This window comes from Empedobacter sp. GD03739 (assembly GCF_029843245.1).
In the GTDB taxonomy this organism is placed as follows: Bacteria; Bacteroidota; Bacteroidia; order Flavobacteriales; family Weeksellaceae; genus Empedobacter; species Empedobacter falsenii_B.
The window spans coordinates 1-16772 of sequence record NZ_JAOCHX010000029.1 but is presented as its reverse complement, the minus strand read 5'-3'; the positions used below and the strand labels follow the sequence as shown (position 1 = coordinate 16772).

20 protein-coding genes are annotated in these 16772 nt (G+C 31.9%); 6 read left to right on the top strand and 14 right to left on the bottom strand.

All coding sequences use genetic code 11. From position 1 onward, the window contains the following. Nucleotides 1–369: 369 nt before the first annotated feature. Genes N5E64_RS10545 through hisE form a run of 3 tightly spaced genes read right to left on the bottom strand, consistent with a single transcriptional unit; the run spans nt 370 to nt 2206 of the window. The gene (locus N5E64_RS10545; RefSeq protein WP_280037532.1) at nt 370–1050 is read right to left on the bottom strand and encodes a TPM domain-containing protein; all 681 of its coding nucleotides are present in this window, start codon (nt 1048–1050) and stop codon (nt 370–372) included. Nucleotides 1051–1066: 16 nt separating this feature from the next. Beyond that, on the bottom strand, nt 1067–1843 hold the full coding sequence (locus tag N5E64_RS10540) for a M48 family metalloprotease (protein ID WP_280037531.1): 777 nt from the start codon (nt 1841–1843) through the stop codon (nt 1067–1069). A gap of 18 nt (nt 1844–1861) precedes the next feature. Continuing rightward, nucleotides 1862–2206, bottom strand: coding sequence for a phosphoribosyl-ATP diphosphatase (hisE, locus tag N5E64_RS10535; RefSeq protein ID WP_038333824.1), 345 nt, complete (start codon nt 2204–2206; stop codon nt 1862–1864). A 230-nt stretch (nt 2207–2436) separates the two neighbouring features. On the opposite strand from hisE, the gene gcvP reads away from it, so the two are divergent. Both gcvP and aqpZ read left to right on the top strand, forming a co-directional pair. Next, a complete protein-coding gene (gene gcvP / locus N5E64_RS10530) occupies nt 2437–5292 on the top strand; it encodes an aminomethyl-transferring glycine dehydrogenase (protein ID WP_280037529.1) in 2856 nt (951 codons plus the stop codon). 152 nt (nt 5293–5444) lie between these two features. After that, nucleotides 5445–6155, top strand: a complete 711-nt coding sequence (aqpZ, locus tag N5E64_RS10525; RefSeq protein WP_125350651.1) for an aquaporin Z — start codon at nt 5445–5447, stop codon at nt 6153–6155. 26 nt (nt 6156–6181) lie between these two features. On the opposite strand, the gene N5E64_RS10520 is transcribed toward aqpZ, so the two are convergent. The 10 genes from N5E64_RS10520 to N5E64_RS10475 form a co-directional block, all read right to left on the bottom strand. Then, complete coding sequence (locus tag N5E64_RS10520; protein ID WP_280037527.1) at nt 6182–6880, bottom strand: hypothetical protein; 699 nt, start codon at nt 6878–6880, stop codon at nt 6182–6184. 2 nt (nt 6881–6882) lie between these two features. Then, complete coding sequence (locus N5E64_RS10515; RefSeq protein ID WP_125350649.1) at nt 6883–7215, bottom strand: PadR family transcriptional regulator; 333 nt, start codon at nt 7213–7215, stop codon at nt 6883–6885. Nucleotides 7216–7277: 62 nt separating this feature from the next. Continuing rightward, complete coding sequence (locus tag N5E64_RS10510; protein WP_280037524.1) at nt 7278–7841, bottom strand: DUF1572 family protein; 564 nt, start codon at nt 7839–7841, stop codon at nt 7278–7280. Nucleotides 7842–7847: 6 nt separating this feature from the next. Beyond that, nucleotides 7848–8366 carry a DUF421 domain-containing protein gene (locus N5E64_RS10505; protein ID WP_280037523.1) on the bottom strand — a complete coding sequence of 173 codons (519 nt, stop codon included), beginning with the start codon at nt 8364–8366 and terminating at the stop codon, nt 7848–7850. Nucleotides 8367–8614: 248 nt separating this feature from the next. Beyond that, the gene (locus tag N5E64_RS10500) at nt 8615–9523 is read right to left on the bottom strand and encodes a M28 family metallopeptidase (RefSeq protein WP_280037520.1); all 909 of its coding nucleotides are present in this window, start codon (nt 9521–9523) and stop codon (nt 8615–8617) included. A gap of 59 nt (nt 9524–9582) precedes the next feature. After that, nucleotides 9583–10047 carry a hypothetical protein gene (locus tag N5E64_RS10495; RefSeq protein WP_280037518.1) on the bottom strand — a complete coding sequence of 155 codons (465 nt, stop codon included), beginning with the start codon at nt 10045–10047 and terminating at the stop codon, nt 9583–9585. Between the two features lies 1 nt (nt 10048). Further along, nucleotides 10049–10717 (bottom strand): sterol desaturase family protein, encoded by a 669-nt coding sequence (locus N5E64_RS10490; RefSeq protein ID WP_280037516.1) that lies wholly within the window; start codon nt 10715–10717, stop codon nt 10049–10051. Between the two features lie 133 nt (nt 10718–10850). Then, nucleotides 10851–12134, bottom strand: a complete 1284-nt coding sequence (locus N5E64_RS10485) for a citrate synthase (protein ID WP_219035370.1) — start codon at nt 12132–12134, stop codon at nt 10851–10853. An 80-nt stretch (nt 12135–12214) separates the two neighbouring features. After that, complete coding sequence (eno, locus tag N5E64_RS10480; protein ID WP_280037514.1) at nt 12215–13507, bottom strand: phosphopyruvate hydratase; 1293 nt, start codon at nt 13505–13507, stop codon at nt 12215–12217. A 206-nt stretch (nt 13508–13713) separates the two neighbouring features. Then, on the bottom strand, nt 13714–14163 hold the full coding sequence (locus N5E64_RS10475) for a hypothetical protein (RefSeq protein WP_114999220.1): 450 nt from the start codon (nt 14161–14163) through the stop codon (nt 13714–13716). A 134-nt stretch (nt 14164–14297) separates the two neighbouring features. Between N5E64_RS10475 and greA the strand changes: the two genes are divergently transcribed. The 4 genes from greA to N5E64_RS10455 are packed head-to-tail and all read left to right on the top strand — an operon-like array spanning nt 14298 to nt 16148. Beyond that, entirely contained in the window at nt 14298–14777 is a 480-nt protein-coding gene (greA, locus tag N5E64_RS10470) for a transcription elongation factor GreA (protein WP_019976987.1), read from the top strand. 21 nt (nt 14778–14798) lie between these two features. After that, entirely contained in the window at nt 14799–15191 is a 393-nt protein-coding gene (locus N5E64_RS10465) for an HIT family protein (protein WP_114999218.1), read from the top strand. Between the two features lie 3 nt (nt 15192–15194). Further along, nucleotides 15195–15764: a lipopolysaccharide assembly protein LapB gene (locus tag N5E64_RS10460; RefSeq protein WP_221856627.1), complete on the top strand. Its 570-nt coding sequence runs from the start codon at nt 15195–15197 to the stop codon at nt 15762–15764. Beyond that, nucleotides 15765–16148 carry a hypothetical protein gene (locus tag N5E64_RS10455; RefSeq protein ID WP_219035367.1) on the top strand — a complete coding sequence of 128 codons (384 nt, stop codon included), beginning with the start codon at nt 15765–15767 and terminating at the stop codon, nt 16146–16148. Here N5E64_RS10455 and N5E64_RS10450 read toward each other — a convergent pair. Further along, nucleotides 16145–16573 (bottom strand): NUDIX domain-containing protein, encoded by a 429-nt coding sequence (locus tag N5E64_RS10450; protein WP_280037508.1) that lies wholly within the window; start codon nt 16571–16573, stop codon nt 16145–16147. The genes N5E64_RS10455 and N5E64_RS10450 overlap by 4 nt on opposite strands. Between the last annotated feature and the right edge of the window lie 199 nt (nt 16574–16772).

Genomic DNA, 16772 nt, shown 5'->3' with positions numbered 1-16772 from the left:
CAAGCATTATTAATAACAAAATATAATTTCCATTTAGAATTGTTGAATCTATTTCTCCCTTCTTGATAATTAAGAATGATAGAAATGTTGATAATAAATAAACGAAAAGGATTGTTAATTTATTTTTATTAAACATACTAATCAATAAGGCTAAAAAAGAAAAAATCCCAATAAGAACAAACCAAGCATCATCATCTTGTTCTGGTTGCATATACAAGCTCGACACTTTATAAAAAGTATCTTCATTTATCATATAACCTAAGCCATCTGTAAATTTAAAATAGATGAAACAACAAATAACTTGAGCAAGATATAAAACTTCAAGAAATGAAAAATGGACTTTCAATTTATTAACTCTGTTTAAATTATTTAATCTTCTGCAACTATTTTTTCATTAATTTTTACAATAGCTTCATTAATTCCTTCAAAATACTTTTCCTCACTAAAATTTGGAACAATTATCTCATCAATTAGCTTTTGAGAAAAATCGTCAGAAATTATATTTCGAGCAATCTTATTCGTCGAAATTCTAACTTCTCTTGATTTTAAATTAAACACGATTATCATACTTCTCTTTTGAAACAGATCCGAACTATTGTTATTAAGAATTGAAAATGAATAATCTGTAATATTTTCATTTGGAAAATAATCATCTGTAGAAATTATAAATAACTGAAAACGATTGGTCTTTTGAATTTCCTTTAATTGTTTTTCAAGTTTTGCTAAATCTTCTCTATTAAAGACTTTTTCTAAATCAACAACATTTGAAAAAGGAACCAAAGAATAATTCTCTATAAAAGGAAATTCAGTACAATTTTTAATCAAACTCTTTTGTAAATTGAATTGAAAAACATTTACATCTGATATTAAAAATTTATCCGCATCCGTTTTGATATAGTCTCTAAAATCTGGGAATTTTATTTTTCCTGATAATGATTGATCTTTTGTAATTGATTTACAAATTTCTTTACTGATTTGATCATAATCTTGAGCATGAGAAAATGTAATATTTGTGCATAAAAGAACTGATAAAAGTATTTTTCTTATCATTACAATGAATTAAAATCTACTGATTTCTGTATTTCTCAATTGCAGCTTTTATTTTTTCGCGACGGTTTGATGGCGATGGATGTGTACTTTGGAATTCTGGAACTTGACTTCCACCCGAAGCTTCTTCCAAAATATCCATTACACCAATCAATGCTTCTGGATTATATCCTGCTTGAATCATAAATCGAACGCCCAAATCATCAGACTCCAATTCATCATCACGACCATATTTCATATTCACCATATTCGCCACAACTTGTGCATAATAAGCCGAATTTGCATCTCCAGCGGCAACGCCAGCCGCACCTGCAATTCCTTGCGAAAGCTCTTGTTTCGACATTTGTTCTGCACTATGGCGCGCAATAACGTGACCAACTTCGTGTCCCAAAACTCCAGCCAATTGATCTTCGTTTTGCAAACGAGTCAACAAGGCTTCGGTAATAAAAATTGGTCCACCAGGCAATGCAAAAGCATTTACAGTTCGATTATCTGCTAACACATAAAACTGAAATGGATAATTGGTTTTGCGCGCATCACTATTATTAACCACTTTCGCGCCTACTCGTTTTACAAGCTCCTGGAATTGAGCATTTCGAGATAGTCCACCAAACTCTTGTGCCATTTGCGGAGCCGAATTAATTCCCATCGCAATTTCGTCATCTTTGGTTAATGAAATATATTGCTTTTCGCCTGTAATTTCATTGACTTCCGAAGAAGAAAAATATTTTATAACAGAAAAAATAACAATTACTACGGCAATTATTAATTTCATCGACGTTCCGCCCTTTTGCATATCAGTGTAAGGTGTTAATTATTTTTTGTACCTTTTCTTTAGAATCTCCAAAACATCTTTCAATTCAAAACCACGCGCATGTAAAGCCATAAGGTAATAAAAGAAAACATCTGCCGATTCTTCCAAAAAGTTTTCGTCGTTATCTTGTTCCGAAGCAATCACCATTTCTACGGCTTCTTCCCCCATTTTTTTAGCGATTTGCGAATTACCTTTTTTATGAACACGTTTCATTTTAGATTTTTTCGCATCCTCTAATTTCGCCTCTTCCATCATTATTTCCAATTTCTTTAAGAATGGAAATTTTTTTTCTTTTTTGACTTCAGAAGTATTTTCATTAAGTTCCATAAAATCGTTTGTTTTCATAGATTTTTTTAAACGTAGAATAAATTTAAGAAATTCTACCGAATTATTTATCTCAATTCTATTGCCAATATTACTATTTTTTGAAAAAAAAGAAAGTTTTTATTCACATTTATTTCTAAAAAAATAAAATTCTAATCTATTCATTCAATTAATTTTTAAGATTGTTATTCACTTTTATTTTAAGATAAAAAAACGTATTTTTACGCGAAAATAAACATAGCGCAAACACAATGAACACAAACGATTTTTCCATTAGACATATTGGAAACAATGCGCAGCAAGCAGCTGAAATGCTTTCTGTAATTGGGAAAGATTCTATTGATTCTTTAATTGAGGCAACAGTTCCTCAGAACATTCGATTGAAAAATGCTTTGGATCTACCAGAAGCTTTATCAGAATTTGAAGCTATTAATCATTTAGCTGAAATCGCTTCAAAAAATAAAAAAGTAAAAAATTATCTTGGATATGGATATTATGGTACAATTTTACCAGCGCCAATTCAACGTAATGTATTAGAAAATGCTGGTTGGTACACAGCTTATACACCATACCAAGCGGAAATTGCGCAAGGACGTTTAGAAGCTTTATTAAATTTCCAAACTGTTATTTCTGATTTAACAGGTTTACCTATCGCAAATGCATCTTTATTAGACGAAGGTACTGCATGTGGTGAAGCAATGCACATGTTATTTGAATCTCGTTCTCGTGATCAAAAGAAAAACAATGTCAACAAATTTTTTGTAGCAGATAATTTATTCCCTCAATCTGTAGCGGTTTTGGAAACGAAAGCACACGGTTTAGGAATTGAATTAGTTGTTGGAAATTTCGAAACAACTGAAATTACTGAAGAATATTTTGGAGCTATCGTTCAATACATCGGAAAAGGTGGTCAAATCAACAACTACAAAACTTTCGTAGAGAAAGCAAATGAAGTAAATGTTAAAGTGGCTGTTGCAACTGATTTATTAGCGCTAACTTTATTAACACCTCCAGGTGAATGGGGAGCTGAAATTGTTGTAGGTACATCACAACGTTTTGGTGTTCCAATGGGATACGGTGGACCACACGCAGCTTTCATGTCATGTACAGAAGATTACAAACGTGTAATTCCAGGTCGTATCATTGGAGCTTCTCAGGATCGTTTAGGAAACTATGCTTTACGTATGGCTTTACAAACTCGTGAGCAACACATCAAACGTGAGAAGGCAACTTCTAACATTTGTACTGCTCAGGTTTTATTAGCTGTTATGGCATCTTTCTACGCGGTTTACCACGGAAAAGACGGATTAAAATTCATCGCGAATGAAATTCACGCCAAAGCAGGAATTTTACAAGGTGGATTAGTTCATTTAGGATACAATGTAACGAACACAAACTTCTTTGATACTGTACAAATTGAAGTTGAAAACTCTGACGAAATTGTGAAGATTTTTGCTGAAGAAGACATTAACGTAAACGGTTTCGAGAAAGGAAAAATCTCTATCACTGTTGACGAAATGACAACTGAAGAAGATATTTTCGAAATCTTAAGCGTTTTTGCTACAATTAAAAATACTGAAGAAGGTTTTGAATTTGAAGTGGAAGAATCGTACTTACCAGCTGAATTAATCAGAACGTCTGACTTCTTAACTCATCCAAACTTTAATTCATACCACACAGAAACTGAATTAATGCGTTACATCAAACGTTTAGAGCGTAAAGATTTAGCATTAAATCAATCGATGATTGCATTAGGTTCTTGTACGATGAAATTGAATGCTGCAACAGAATTATTGCACATGTCTTGGGAAAGAATGGGGAATGTACACCCTTTCACTCCAAAAGATCAAGTAAAAGGTTACCAAACATTAATCAAAAACTTAGAAGATTATTTAGCTGTAATCACAGGTTTTGATGCAACTTCTTTACAACCAAATTCTGGTGCACAAGGAGAATATGCAGGATTGATGGTAATCCGTTCTTACTTTGAAGCAAGAGGAGAAGGACACAGAAATGTAGCGTTGATTCCACAATCTGCTCACGGAACTAACCCTGCTTCTGCTGCAATGGCTGGAATGCAAGTTGTTGTTGTGAAAAACTTAGAATCTGGTGAAACAGATTTAGTTGATTTGAAAGAAAAATGTGAAAAACACAAAGATAACTTAGCTGCATTGATGATTACTTATCCATCAACTTATGGCGCTTTTGATAGCAATATCGAAGAAGTTACTGAAATGATTCACGCATACGGAGGTCAAGTTTATATGGACGGTGCAAATATGAATGCGCAAGTTGGATTAACTTCTCCAGGAAATATTGGTGCAGACGTTTGTCACTTAAACTTACACAAAACATTCGCTATTCCTCACGGAGGTGGAGGACCTGGTGTAGGACCAATTTGTGTGAAAGCACATTTAGCTCCTTTCTTAGGATCTTCTCCATTAATCGAAACTGGAGGAAAAGAAGCTACAAATACATTTGCTGCGGCTCCTTATGGTTCGGCATTTATTTTACCTATTTCTTACTCTTACATTTTAATGTTAGGTGCAGAAGGTTTATTGAAAGCGACGCAAGGTGCAATCTTGAATGCTAATTACATGAAAACTCGTTTAGAGAAACATTTTGATATTTTATATACAAATGGAAACAATGTAGTTGCACACGAATTTATCTTAGATTGTCGTCCATTCAAAAAAGCAGGTATCGAAGTTACTGATATCGCAAAACGTTTAATTGATTACGGATTCCACGCACCAACAGTATCTTTCCCAGTTGCTGGAACATTGATGGTAGAGCCAACAGAATCTGAATCTAAAGCAGAATTAGATCGTTTTTGTGATGCTTTAATTGCTATCCGTCAAGAAATTGATGAAGTTGCAAACGGAGATTATCCAGCTGACAACAATGTTTTACACAATGCACCTCACCCACAGCACTTATTAACTGCTGATGAGTGGGAATATCCTTATACACGTTCAAAAGCTGCTTTCCCATTAGAATGGGTTCGCGAACGTAAATTCTTTGCATCTGTTTCTCGTATTGATGATGCTTACGGAGATCGTAACTTAATCTGTACGTGTGCTCCTATCGAAGCCTATATGGATTAATTATTCTAGAAAGAATATATTTTTAAATACAAATCGCTCTGAGAAATCGGAGCGATTTTTTTTATTGAAATAATTTAAATGTTTAAAATGTTTGTATTTCTTAATTTTTTTTTTAAATTCATTCTAACTAAACTTTTAATATTAAAACATTTATGAAAAATTATGCTGCCGAGTTTTTCGGTACTTTTTGGTTAGTTTTCGGAGGTTGTGGTAGTGCAATCTTTGCAGCTGGTATTCCCGAATTAGGAATTGGTTACGCTGGTGTTGCATTAGCATTTGGTCTTACTGTATTAACAATGGCTTATGCAGTTGGTCATATTTCTGGAGGACATTTCAACCCTGCTGTCTCTTTCGGATTATTTGCTGGAGGACGATTTGATGGAAAACAACTTATTCCTTATATTATTTCACAAGTACTCGGAGCAATTGCTGCAGCTGGTGTATTATACTTAATCTCATCTGGAAACTCAGATTTTGCAATTGACAATACCAAAGCTGGTGCATTCGCTTCCAATGGATATGGAGCCTTTTCTCCACATGGTTATAGCATGTTATCTGCTTTTCTAATTGAATTTGTCTTAACAGCCTTCTTCTTAATTGTTATTTTAGGTGCTACAGATAAATTTGCAAACGGAAAATTTGCTGGAATTGCAATTGGTTTGGCTTTAACATTAATTCATTTAATTTCTATTCCAATCACTAACACATCTGTAAATCCTGCCCGTTCTACATCACAAGCTATTTTTGTAGGCGGCGAACCTTTAACGCAATTATGGTTATTCTGGGTAGCACCAATCGCTGGAGCAATTGTAGGTGGATTAATTTATAAATTATTATTACAAAAAGACGAAAGTCAAGCATAAACTAAAAGCTCCGAATGGAGCTTTTTTTATTTTATTAACTGATATTCAGGATAAAATTCATTAAGTATTTCTTCTTCTTTATTCGGTAAAAAATAACAGGTTACATAAAAAAGTAAAAAGATAAAACTAAATATAATCGAAAATACAATATTTAAAATAATTTGGTTATTATCAAGATGAATCAAAACCTGCAAACTTAGATTAAACAAAGAAAATGCAAACGAGATGATATAAAGATTTTTAAAAATAAGCTCTTGTAAAATCAGTTTTCTATTTTTCACACTTAATTTTTGACGATATTTTTTTTGTAACCTTATATATCGATAAATAAATAATCCAAAAAATAAAACAATCGTACTTAAAATAGCAATTTTACTATATTTAAAAGCTATCAAATTAAACAATAATATTCCACTCATAACAAAAATAAAATACTGAAAAGTAAGTAAATGACTTTTCATCACTTTCCAAATTAAATTATTGTATTTTTTTTGAAGCGAAAACCTTCTTTTATCTACAATTTCAGAAAAACCAAATATTCCAAACTTCTTAAATTCATTTTGTAAAGCATCTTCAAAAGTTATAGTTTCATTTGTTTCCCATTGTTCTTCAATTCCACAAGCCAAATGATCGGCTAATTCCAATTGCAAATCATAATACTCAACATAATGCTGACGCGTAAAATCGATTAATTTTTGAACTTCAAAAGCAGAAATTTTTCTCATGATTAAATCAATTTAGGGTTCAATAATTTTTGGATTTGTAGCATTGTTTCTGTTAACAATTGAATTCTTTTTACAGATTCTTTAGTTCCAAACTCAGTCAACTTATAATATTTTCTTATTCGACCTTCTACTCGCTCAGCTTCCACTTCAATTATATTCTCAGCTTCCAGCTTATGTAAAATAGGATACAATGCACCCTCTTTTAACTCAAATTCATCTTGCGTTAAAATTCTAATTTTTTGAATGATTTCATAACCATACATTCTTTTATGATCTTGTAATAGTTTTAAAATAATCGGTTGCAGAGTTCCTTTATAAAATTGAACATCTTTCATATACCTAAGTTTCTTATGTAAGTTAAGATAAATAATTCAATTAAAAACACTTTAACTAAAATTTATTTCAAAAACTCATCTGTAAAATGTTGAGTTTTTTTATCGGAAGAGAATTTCGTTTGATTATAATCTGCTGATTTATTCTTCGGAATCGAAAGTGAATTCCATTCATTGTCCTTTATTAATTTTCCTATAAAAACAATTTGACCAACATGATACGGATAATGCGCCAATTGACGATTAATCGCTTCTATTATTGTATGTCCTTCATTTCGGATATAAATAATTTGCTGTAAATCTTCGTCGGTTTTGATTTGTGCTAAAGCATCAAACAAATACTTCCAACCTTTCTCCCATTTATCTAAAAGTTGTTCTTTAGTTTTGATTGTATCTTCAAATTCTTCATCACGATTTCGCCACTCTTTTTCACCATCTGTTGTCAAAAAATCAGTCCAACGCGACAACATATTTCCTGAAAGATGATTCACGATAATCGCAATGCTATTTGAGTTTTCATTGTATTGCCAAAACAATTCTTCATCCGTTAATTGTGAAAATGTTTTTTCACCCAAATGTTTATAATACTGGAATTGTTTGATAATCCCGTTTACTAAATTATTTTCCATATTCTGTTAATTAGTTCCTTGCAAATTTTTGTGATTATGCTTGCGTTTATAATGCGTTTCCTTAAATTGATTTTTATCCGTTGTCACTATTGAGATATTTCCGTCAATCTCCATCATTGCCAATTTTACATCTTTGATATGCTCCACACCATGTTCGCGCATTGCTTCGTTCAATTCTTCCGAATTAATTCCCAATTTGCTCAACATCGTAAAATCTGCTTTTCCATTACGGATTAAAATTTCGGGTTTTTGTTCAATTAAGTTTCCTAAAAATTTATTTTTTAGCATTATCTTTTTGACAATAAAATTTAAAAGAAACAATACAAAAGCTGCTATCAATCCTCCTTGTAAGCTCGAATCTGAACCAACCATAGCATTTTGAACAGCATTACTAATCAATAAAATCAAAATAACATCTGCCGTATTTAATTGCGATAATTGTTGTTTTCCAAAAATTCTAAGTGCAATTAACATAAAAAAATACACCGAAATACAGCGCAAAACGATTCCTAAATAACCCTCCATACATTTCTTTTAAGTGAATAAAAGGTACTAAAAAATCCGTTCTGAAATTGGAACGGATTTAAAAATTTATTTTGATTTTCGAAGAATATAAATTCTGGAAACTCTTAAAATTAAATAGATAATTGCGAGATAAAACTTTTTCTCATAAAACAATTCAAGACCTTTTATTGGGAAAAATTTTTCTGATAAAAACGCTAACAATAAAATTACAATAACCGCAATACTAACAATATTAATTGCTTTATCCATTAGTTGTTATATTTTGGTTGAATATTTTTCTTCATCATTTCGTATAAAGAATGTCCAATTCCTTGTGTAATTTCTGACAGATTTTCGAAATTAATCACCGAAACTTCATCATTTTTTTGATGATAATGATGTTGATTTTCCATGTTTACAGAAGAAAGCGCATGTGATACCACTTTATGATTTACAAAATTTACATTATCCGAACGATAAAATAATTGTTGTTGTAAATAAGGATCGTTTTCAACTTTAAATGTTTTAGTCGAATTGTTGTTCATCAAATTCATCAAATCCGAACGATCGCTACCCGTCATATACACTTTTCCTTCACCAAAAGCAGAAACAGTTCCAATCATTTCAAGATTCAACATCACTTTCATATTTGGTAAATAAGACTGAAAATCTGTATTTTCTACCAACATTTTAGAACCAATTAATCCAATTTCTTCAGCATCAAAAGCCATAAACATCATGGTTTGTTTAACTTTTTTATTTTTGAAATAATCAGATAAAGCCATTACAGCCGAAGTTCCACTTGCATTATCATCCGCACCATTAAAAACTTTATCATCGCCTTTGTCATCTGTTCCAACATGATCAAAATGCGCACCTACAGCATAAATATCAGACGATTTCCCTTCTTTGATTCCACAAACATTTTGTCCCGTTTTCCCTTTATATTCAAATTCGATTAAATATGAATCACCAACACAAGGTTTTAATTTATTTTGTTTGAATTTTTCAGCAATCAATTCAGCAGCCAATCGATTTTCGGGCGTTCCAAATTTTCGACCTTGCATAGCATCAGAAGCTAATTCTTCGACATATTTCTTTTGATTTTCTTTAGAATATTGCGCGTTTGCTTGATTGAAAGCAAGTAATCCAATTGCAAGTAAAGTATATTTTTTCATTTTTTGTGTAAACTTAATTTGACGGAAGATACGAAAAATTAACTTTTCTTCTCAAACATCTAATTATAAACACATGGAAAGATATTTTCTTTTACCAATTCTGTTTTTTCATTTACCTTTTTAAAATACCAAGAAGTAGTATGAGGTCCAGTTGAGATTATATTTGATTTGAAATCATTTAAATTAATCCTGAATCCTAACTTCTTAAAAATCGAATCATTTTCTTTATTTAATCTTATGAAAATAAGGTTATTATTAATCATAGTTGCATAATAATTAGTCTTTATTCCATAAAGTTTGTATCTAGAAATACTTGATAATTGTAAATAATCTTTTTTATAATTTAAATACCACACATAGCCCGTATTAATACAATAATCATTAAGATTTATATTCGTAATTATTCCTTTTAAATTTTCATCATTTAAAACCACTAATTCAGCAGAAAAATCTTCTTTTATTTCTTGAGCAAAAAGCAAATTAGAAAACAACAATAGAAGTATTATAGTTTTGATACTATTCATATTAACTTTTCTTCTCAAACATCAATTCTTTTACTTTTTCTTTGTCTTCTTTTTCATTCTTTAGGTCGAACATCGTTCCAAAAGCTCGATCCCAAAATGTATTTGACACTCCAAAACCTAACTCTTCGTTTTTATAATGATGCAAATGATGATTGCGCCAAAGAGGTTTCATAAACTTGAAAGGCGGCGCAACAGCATGAATCAAATAATGCATAGACGCATACAATAAATAGCCAATCATAAAACCAGGAAAGAAAGCAAAGGTATATTTCCCTAAAATTAAATATTGAATCAAGAAAATGATTGACGCCAAAAGAATACTTGGAACTGGTGGCATAAACAAACGTTGTTTATCGCGCGGATAATGATGATGATTCCCATGAAAAATATAAACAATTCGTTTCAAACTTTTTTGTTCAGCTGTCCAATGGAAAAGATAACGATGTGCAAAATATTCGAACAATGTCCAAAATAACATCGCACCAAAAAAAATAGAAACAATTGTTAGTGTAGATAATTCGTAACGCGAAATTCCATAATAAATACAATAAGAAAGTAATGGGATATACATTCCCCAAATAACTGCAGGATGACCTTTTGTCAACATTTCTAGATATTTGTTTTCAAAGATTTGCGCTTGACCTTTATTATGTATTTTCTCAAATTTCATGGTTACAAAATTTAATTTACTTAAAAATAAGGTTTTAACATATTTTAAACAAACAATCTCTAAAAATTAATTGTTAAAAAAAATCCGAAAATCAAAGTTTGATTTTCGGATTATATGATAAATAAGAAAATTCTTATCTGTTTTCAATTTCAACGTAATCACGTAATGGTGCTCCTGTGTATAATTGACGAGGGCGACCAATTGGTTGATTTGTTTCGCGCATTTCCATCCATTGTGCAATCCATCCTGGTAAACGTCCAACAGCAAACATAACTGTAAACATTTCAGTTGGGATATCTAACGCTTTGTAGATAATTCCTGAATAGAAATCTACGTTTGGATATAAGTTTCTTGATTTGAAATACTCGTCTTCTAAAGCAGCTTGCTCTAATTTTTTCGCAATATCTAAAATAGGGTCATTGATTCCTAATTTCTCTAAAACGTTATCCGCAGCTACTTTGATGATTTTCGCACGAGGGTCAAAGTTTTTATAAACACGGTGTCCGAATCCCATTAAACGGAATGGATCGTTTTTATCTTTTGCTTTAGCTAAGTATTTTTCAACGTCTCCACCATCATTTTTGATTGCTTCTAACATTTCTAATACTGCTTGGTTAGCACCTCCGTGTAACGGTCCCCATAATGCAGAAATACCTCCAGAGATAGAAGCAAATAAACCTGCATGAGAAGAACCTACTAAACGTACACTTGATGTAGAACAGTTTTGCTCATGATCCGCGTGTAAGATTAATAATTTGTCAATTGCATCAATAATAACTGGATCTAAGTCTAATTCTTGACCTGGTTTTTTGAATAATAATTGATAAAAATTTTCTACATAAGATAATTTATCGTTAGAGTAGTTAACTGGTAATCCTTTAATTTTTCTTTGTGTCCAAGACGCTAATACTGGGAATTTACCTAATAAAGTAACTGCCGCTTTGTACATATCATCTGGAGAAGTAACATCAACAACTTTTGGGTTGAATGCTGATAAAGCAGCTGTTAAAGATGTTAATACTCCCATTGGGTGAGCAGAACTTGGGAATGCATCTAAGATTTTGATTAAATCTTCTGACACATAGTTATACTCATTAATATCAGCGATAAATTTATCTAATTCAGCTTGTGTAGGTAATTCTCCTTTGATTAACAAATACATTACTTCTACGAAAGAAGATTTCTCTGCTAATTGTTCAATAGGATATCCACGGTACATCAACTTACCTTCTTCACCATCTAAAAATGTAATTCTAGATTCGCATGCCCCTGTATTTTTGTAACCTGGATCCATTGTGATTAATCCAGTAGCACTTCTTAACTTGGAAATATCAATAGATTTTTCATCCATTGTACCAGTTGTAACAGGCAGCTCCAACTCATTTCCGTTGTAATTTAATATTACCTTATCTGACATTTTATAGTTTATATTATTTATTGCGTAATTTACACTTTTTTTATTAATTTGAGACTGATAAATATCAGTCTCAAATTATTTTATCGCTTAATTTTAAAAGCCTTAAGCCCTGGAAAAATTGCAGTTTCTCCAAGAATCTCTTCAATACGTAATAATTGGTTGTATTTCGCCATACGATCAGAGCGAGAAGCAGAACCTGTTTTGATTTGTCCTGTGTTCAAAGCAACAGCTAAATCTGCAATTGTAGCATCTTCTGTCTCTCCAGAACGATGAGACATAACTGCTGTATAACGTGCATTTTGCGCCATTTGTACTGCTTTGATCGTTTCTGTTAACGTACCAATTTGATTGAATTTTACTAAGATAGAATTTGCTGTTTCAGCATCAATTGCTTTTTCTAATTTAGTTACATTCGTTACCAATAAATCGTCACCAACAATTTGAACACGTTTACCGATTTTATCTGTTAAGATTTTCCAACCTTCCCAATCGTTTTCATCCATACCATCTTCGATAGAAATAATTGGATATTTCTCTGTCAATTCTGCTAAATAAGCTGCTTGCTCTGCAGAAGTACGAATAGCTCCTTTCTCTCCTTCGAATTTTGTATAGTCATATTTTCCATCGTGATAGAATTCTGATGATGCACAATCTAATGCAATCATTATTTCTTCACCTGCTTTGTAACCTGCTTTTTCTATTGCGGAAATTACAGTATCTAAAGCATCTTCTGTACCATCAAAAGTTGGTGCAAAACCACCTTCGTCACCTACAGCTGTAGATAAACCACGATCGTGTAAAATTTTCTTTAATGCATGAAAAACTTCTGTTCCTTTACGTAACGCATCAGAAAAAGATTCTGCCTGAACAGGCATAATCATGAATTCTTGGAACGCAATAGGCGCATCAGAGTGAGAACCTCCATTTACGATATTCATCATTGGAACTGGTAATGTGTTTGCATTAACCCCTCCTATGTATCTGAACAATGGTAAACCTAATTCTTCTGCTGCAGCTTTTGCAACCGCCAAAGAAACACCCAAAATTGCATTAGCACCCAATTTAGCTTTGTTTTCAGTTCCATCTAAATCAATCATTACTTGATCGATTAAATTTTGTTCGAAAACAGAAAAACCAATTAATTCTGGAGCAATCACTTCATTTACATTCTCGATAGCTTTCAAAACTCCTTTACCTAAGTACAAGTCTCCACCATCACGTAATTCTACTGCTTCATATTCTCCTGTAGATGCTCCTGATGGAACAGCTGCACGACCTAAAACACCTGATTCTGTATACACGTCTACTTCTACAGTTGGGTTACCACGAGAATCTAAAATTTGTCTTGCATGGATATGCGAAATAATGCTCATTATTAATATTTTTTAATTGATAAAATTTTGATTTACCAAAAATAATGGATTTGAGTAATCTTTACAACGAAATTATCTTTTTTTAAAAATAATTTAATTCAAAAACAATTCGAAAAATTTATGCATGCATAATAAAGAAGTATAATTTCGATGCCTGCAAAGATTATTATTTTTTGAGTGAATTAAAAAAACTTTAGATAAAAAATTTAATTCGTTATTGTAAGCGTTCCATTTGCATTTACATACACTTGGTATGTTCTTGGCGCTCTATTCGCTACTTTTGTAGGTTGTCCTGTCAATAAAATCCATTCAGAATTATCTGCATCACATACAATACTGATGTCATTCTTTACATACAAAGTAGTTTCTGCACCAGGACAAATATGCGGCGCATTACGATCGTAAGCTTTGAAACCAGAAGCTGTACGCACCACAATCAAACCTCTAGAACCAGCTGTTGCTCCATCAACGTATACCCATCCTCCTGGATTGTTTAGATTAGAATATAAAGGTAAATTGATATTGATTGAGACATTTACAATCGTATTTGGCACACAACTTACTACACCGTCATCTGAATTACAACCTTGAAATAAGCTGGCAAAAACACAAACCAAAATAACCTTATTTAGAATCGTTTTAATAAATTGTTTCATTTTTAATTTGCTGTATTTTTTTTATTATCTTTGTAGTACAATAACTAAATAGTCCTGCGCATAGTATTACATATGTGTAGGATTATTTATTTTATAAGACCTATTTAATAAAAAATTAATTAAACATTGTTGTTATGGCAAATATACAATATGTAACGAAAGAAGGATTAGAAAAGTTGCGTGAAGAGCTTCATCAGTTAGAAACTTTTGAGCGTCCAAAAATTTCGCAACAAATTGCTGATGCGCGTGATAAAGGAGATTTATCTGAAAATGCAGAATACGATGCTGCAAAAGAAGCTCAAGGAATGTTAGAGATGCAAATTGCTAAATTGAAAGAAGTTGTAGCATATGCTCGTGTAATTGATGAATCTAAATTAGACCATTCTAAAGTATCAATATTATCAAAAGTTAAAATAAAAAATACAGCGAACGGACAAGAATTAGTGTACACTTTGGTGCCTGAATCTGAAGCTGATTTGGCTAAAATGCGTATCTCTGTGAATACTCCAATCGCAAAAGGATTGTTAGGAAAATCACTTGGAGAAGTTGCAGAAATTACATTACCTAACGGAATGACTTTAAATTTTGAAATTTTAGAAATATCTTTGGACTAAGATTTCAAAAATTAAAAACATATGGCAAGCATTTTCACTAAAATTATAAACGGAGAAATACCATCATACAAAATTGCCGAAAACGATAAGTACATCGCTATTTTGGACGCTTTTCCTTTGGTAGAAGGTCATGTATTGGTTATCCCGAAAAAAGAAGTCGATAAAATCTTCGATTTAGACAAAGAAACCTATTTAGGTTTAATGGACTTTTCTTACGAAATTGCACAAGCTATAGAAAAAGCAATACCTTGTTTACGCGTTGGCGTAGCTGTTGTTGGTTTAGAGGTACCACATGTACATGTGCATTTGGTTCCTCTAAATACAATGCAAGATATCAATTTCTCAAATCCAAAACTTCAATTATCTGCCGAGAAAATGATCGAAATTGCAGATAATATCAAATCATATTTATAATCGATGAACAAATACATTAAATTAGTAATCGCCGCTGTATTAATCGTTTTAGCAATCTTTTTGTTTACCATTCGCGAATACGGTTGGGGATTTGTTTCGTTATTAGTCACTGTATTTCCAATTTTATTCTATTTCAGAAACGAAAACATCTTGTTAGCTTTCTGGTTTTTACGTAAAGAGGATATGGCAAAAGCGAAAAAATGGTTACAAAAGATCAAAAATCCATCATCAGAATTAATTCCTAAACAAATGGGATATTACCACTACATGATGGGAATTACTGAAGCGCAGGACAATGTAGCGGTTTCAGAAAAATATATGAAAGAAGCCTTAAACTACGGTTTATCGTTTGATCATGACAGAGCAATGGCTAATTTATCTTTGGCTGGAGCTGCAATGTCAAAAGGTAAAAAGAAAGAAGCGGAAGGTTACATTAAAGAAGCGAAGAAAAACGATTCGAAAGGAATGTTTACAGATCAAATCAAAATGATGAATGATCAAATGAAACGTTTCAACGTAAGTAATTCGCAATTACAAAACCCACATATGCGTCACAAAGGACGTAAATTCTAAATGGATATATCAAAAATTACAGAAGAATCATCATCAAACACCAACAAGTGGAAACTGATTGAAGAATTCTTTCAACAAAATTTCACAGACGGTGAAAGACCAGATTTAGATACGATTCTTTTTTTGATCGGTGTTCAAGAATTAGGACAAGGAAAAAAACGATTCAAAAAAGATGATAAACTCAATTTATTACACATTGCAGTTTGTCGCGTGTTAGAACCTTTTGGTTTTTATCGTTTCGATGGATTAGATCCAGATGGTTGGCCACATTTTGAGTTGTTGGAAGATTTACCACCTCTCAAAACAAATGAACAAACCTTGTTAATGAAATACGCCGTTATACAGTATTTTGATGATCAAAAAATAATAAACTTCGAGTCTTAAGATTCGAAGTTTTCTTTTTTATACAAATCAACTACCACTTTATCTGCGTCTAACGTAAATTTCTCTACATTCAATTCTTCTTTGGATAACCACAACAATTCGTTGATATCTGCATCCAAAACTTTCAATTTATCCAATGCTTTCTCTGTAATTGTCGCTTTATAATAAATCAATAAAACCTGTTCTGTCGGATCAAAAGCATTCAGCACAAAAAAATCTTGTGTATAAAAATGTTCATGAACTTCTACTTTCAAATTCAATTCCTCTTTTATCTCTCTCCTTATACAATCTTTTGTTCCTTCACCAAACTCCAATCCACCGCCAGGAAACTTATAAATTAACTCTCCCTGAAACGGCTCGTGAATCACCAATACCTTTCCCTTGTGTTCCAATAACGCATATACACGCACATTAAATGGTTTCATATCCTGTTTACTTTAAAACCTAAATATATAAAAATTCTTCATTCAAATGCGTATTATTATAGCGTTCCCTTCGGTCGGGCTATCCGTTCCAATCTTTTGTAGAAGAAGATTAGAAGTGATTACAGAAAATCCAATTCTTACAAAAGGATTTTCACTACTATCCCTAACGCGGGTTTTAAGTGATAAGCGAAAATAAAAC

Bases quoted from the DNA above. Each gene is read 5' to 3' on its own strand.
- N5E64_RS10545 (WP_280037532.1), bottom strand. From the start codon at position 1,050: ATGATAAGAAAAATACTTTTATCAGTTCTTTTATGCACAAATATTACA.
- N5E64_RS10540 (WP_280037531.1), bottom strand. From the start codon at position 1,843: ATGCAAAAGGGCGGAACGTCGATGAAATTAATAATTGCCGTAGTAATT.
- hisE (WP_038333824.1), bottom strand. From the start codon at position 2,206: ATGAAAACAAACGATTTTATGGAACTTAATGAAAATACTTCTGAAGTC.
- gcvP (WP_280037529.1), top strand. From the start codon at position 2,437: ATGAACACAAACGATTTTTCCATTAGACATATTGGAAACAATGCGCAG.
- aqpZ (WP_125350651.1), top strand. From the start codon at position 5,445: ATGAAAAATTATGCTGCCGAGTTTTTCGGTACTTTTTGGTTAGTTTTC.
- N5E64_RS10520 (WP_280037527.1), bottom strand. From the start codon at position 6,880: ATGAGAAAAATTTCTGCTTTTGAAGTTCAAAAATTAATCGATTTTACG.
- N5E64_RS10515 (WP_125350649.1), bottom strand. From the start codon at position 7,215: ATGAAAGATGTTCAATTTTATAAAGGAACTCTGCAACCGATTATTTTA.
- N5E64_RS10510 (WP_280037524.1), bottom strand. From the start codon at position 7,841: ATGGAAAATAATTTAGTAAACGGGATTATCAAACAATTCCAGTATTAT.
- N5E64_RS10505 (WP_280037523.1), bottom strand. From the start codon at position 8,366: ATGGAGGGTTATTTAGGAATCGTTTTGCGCTGTATTTCGGTGTATTTT.
- N5E64_RS10500 (WP_280037520.1), bottom strand. From the start codon at position 9,523: ATGAAAAAATATACTTTACTTGCAATTGGATTACTTGCTTTCAATCAA.
- N5E64_RS10495 (WP_280037518.1), bottom strand. From the start codon at position 10,047: ATGAATAGTATCAAAACTATAATACTTCTATTGTTGTTTTCTAATTTG.
- N5E64_RS10490 (WP_280037516.1), bottom strand. From the start codon at position 10,717: ATGAAATTTGAGAAAATACATAATAAAGGTCAAGCGCAAATCTTTGAA.
- N5E64_RS10485 (WP_219035370.1), bottom strand. From the start codon at position 12,134: ATGTCAGATAAGGTAATATTAAATTACAACGGAAATGAGTTGGAGCTG.
- eno (WP_280037514.1), bottom strand. From the start codon at position 13,507: ATGAGCATTATTTCGCATATCCATGCAAGACAAATTTTAGATTCTCGT.
- N5E64_RS10475 (WP_114999220.1), bottom strand. From the start codon at position 14,163: ATGAAACAATTTATTAAAACGATTCTAAATAAGGTTATTTTGGTTTGT.
- greA (WP_019976987.1), top strand. From the start codon at position 14,298: ATGGCAAATATACAATATGTAACGAAAGAAGGATTAGAAAAGTTGCGT.
- N5E64_RS10465 (WP_114999218.1), top strand. From the start codon at position 14,799: ATGGCAAGCATTTTCACTAAAATTATAAACGGAGAAATACCATCATAC.
- N5E64_RS10460 (WP_221856627.1), top strand. From the start codon at position 15,195: ATGAACAAATACATTAAATTAGTAATCGCCGCTGTATTAATCGTTTTA.
- N5E64_RS10455 (WP_219035367.1), top strand. From the start codon at position 15,765: ATGGATATATCAAAAATTACAGAAGAATCATCATCAAACACCAACAAG.
- N5E64_RS10450 (WP_280037508.1), bottom strand. From the start codon at position 16,573: ATGAAACCATTTAATGTGCGTGTATATGCGTTATTGGAACACAAGGGA.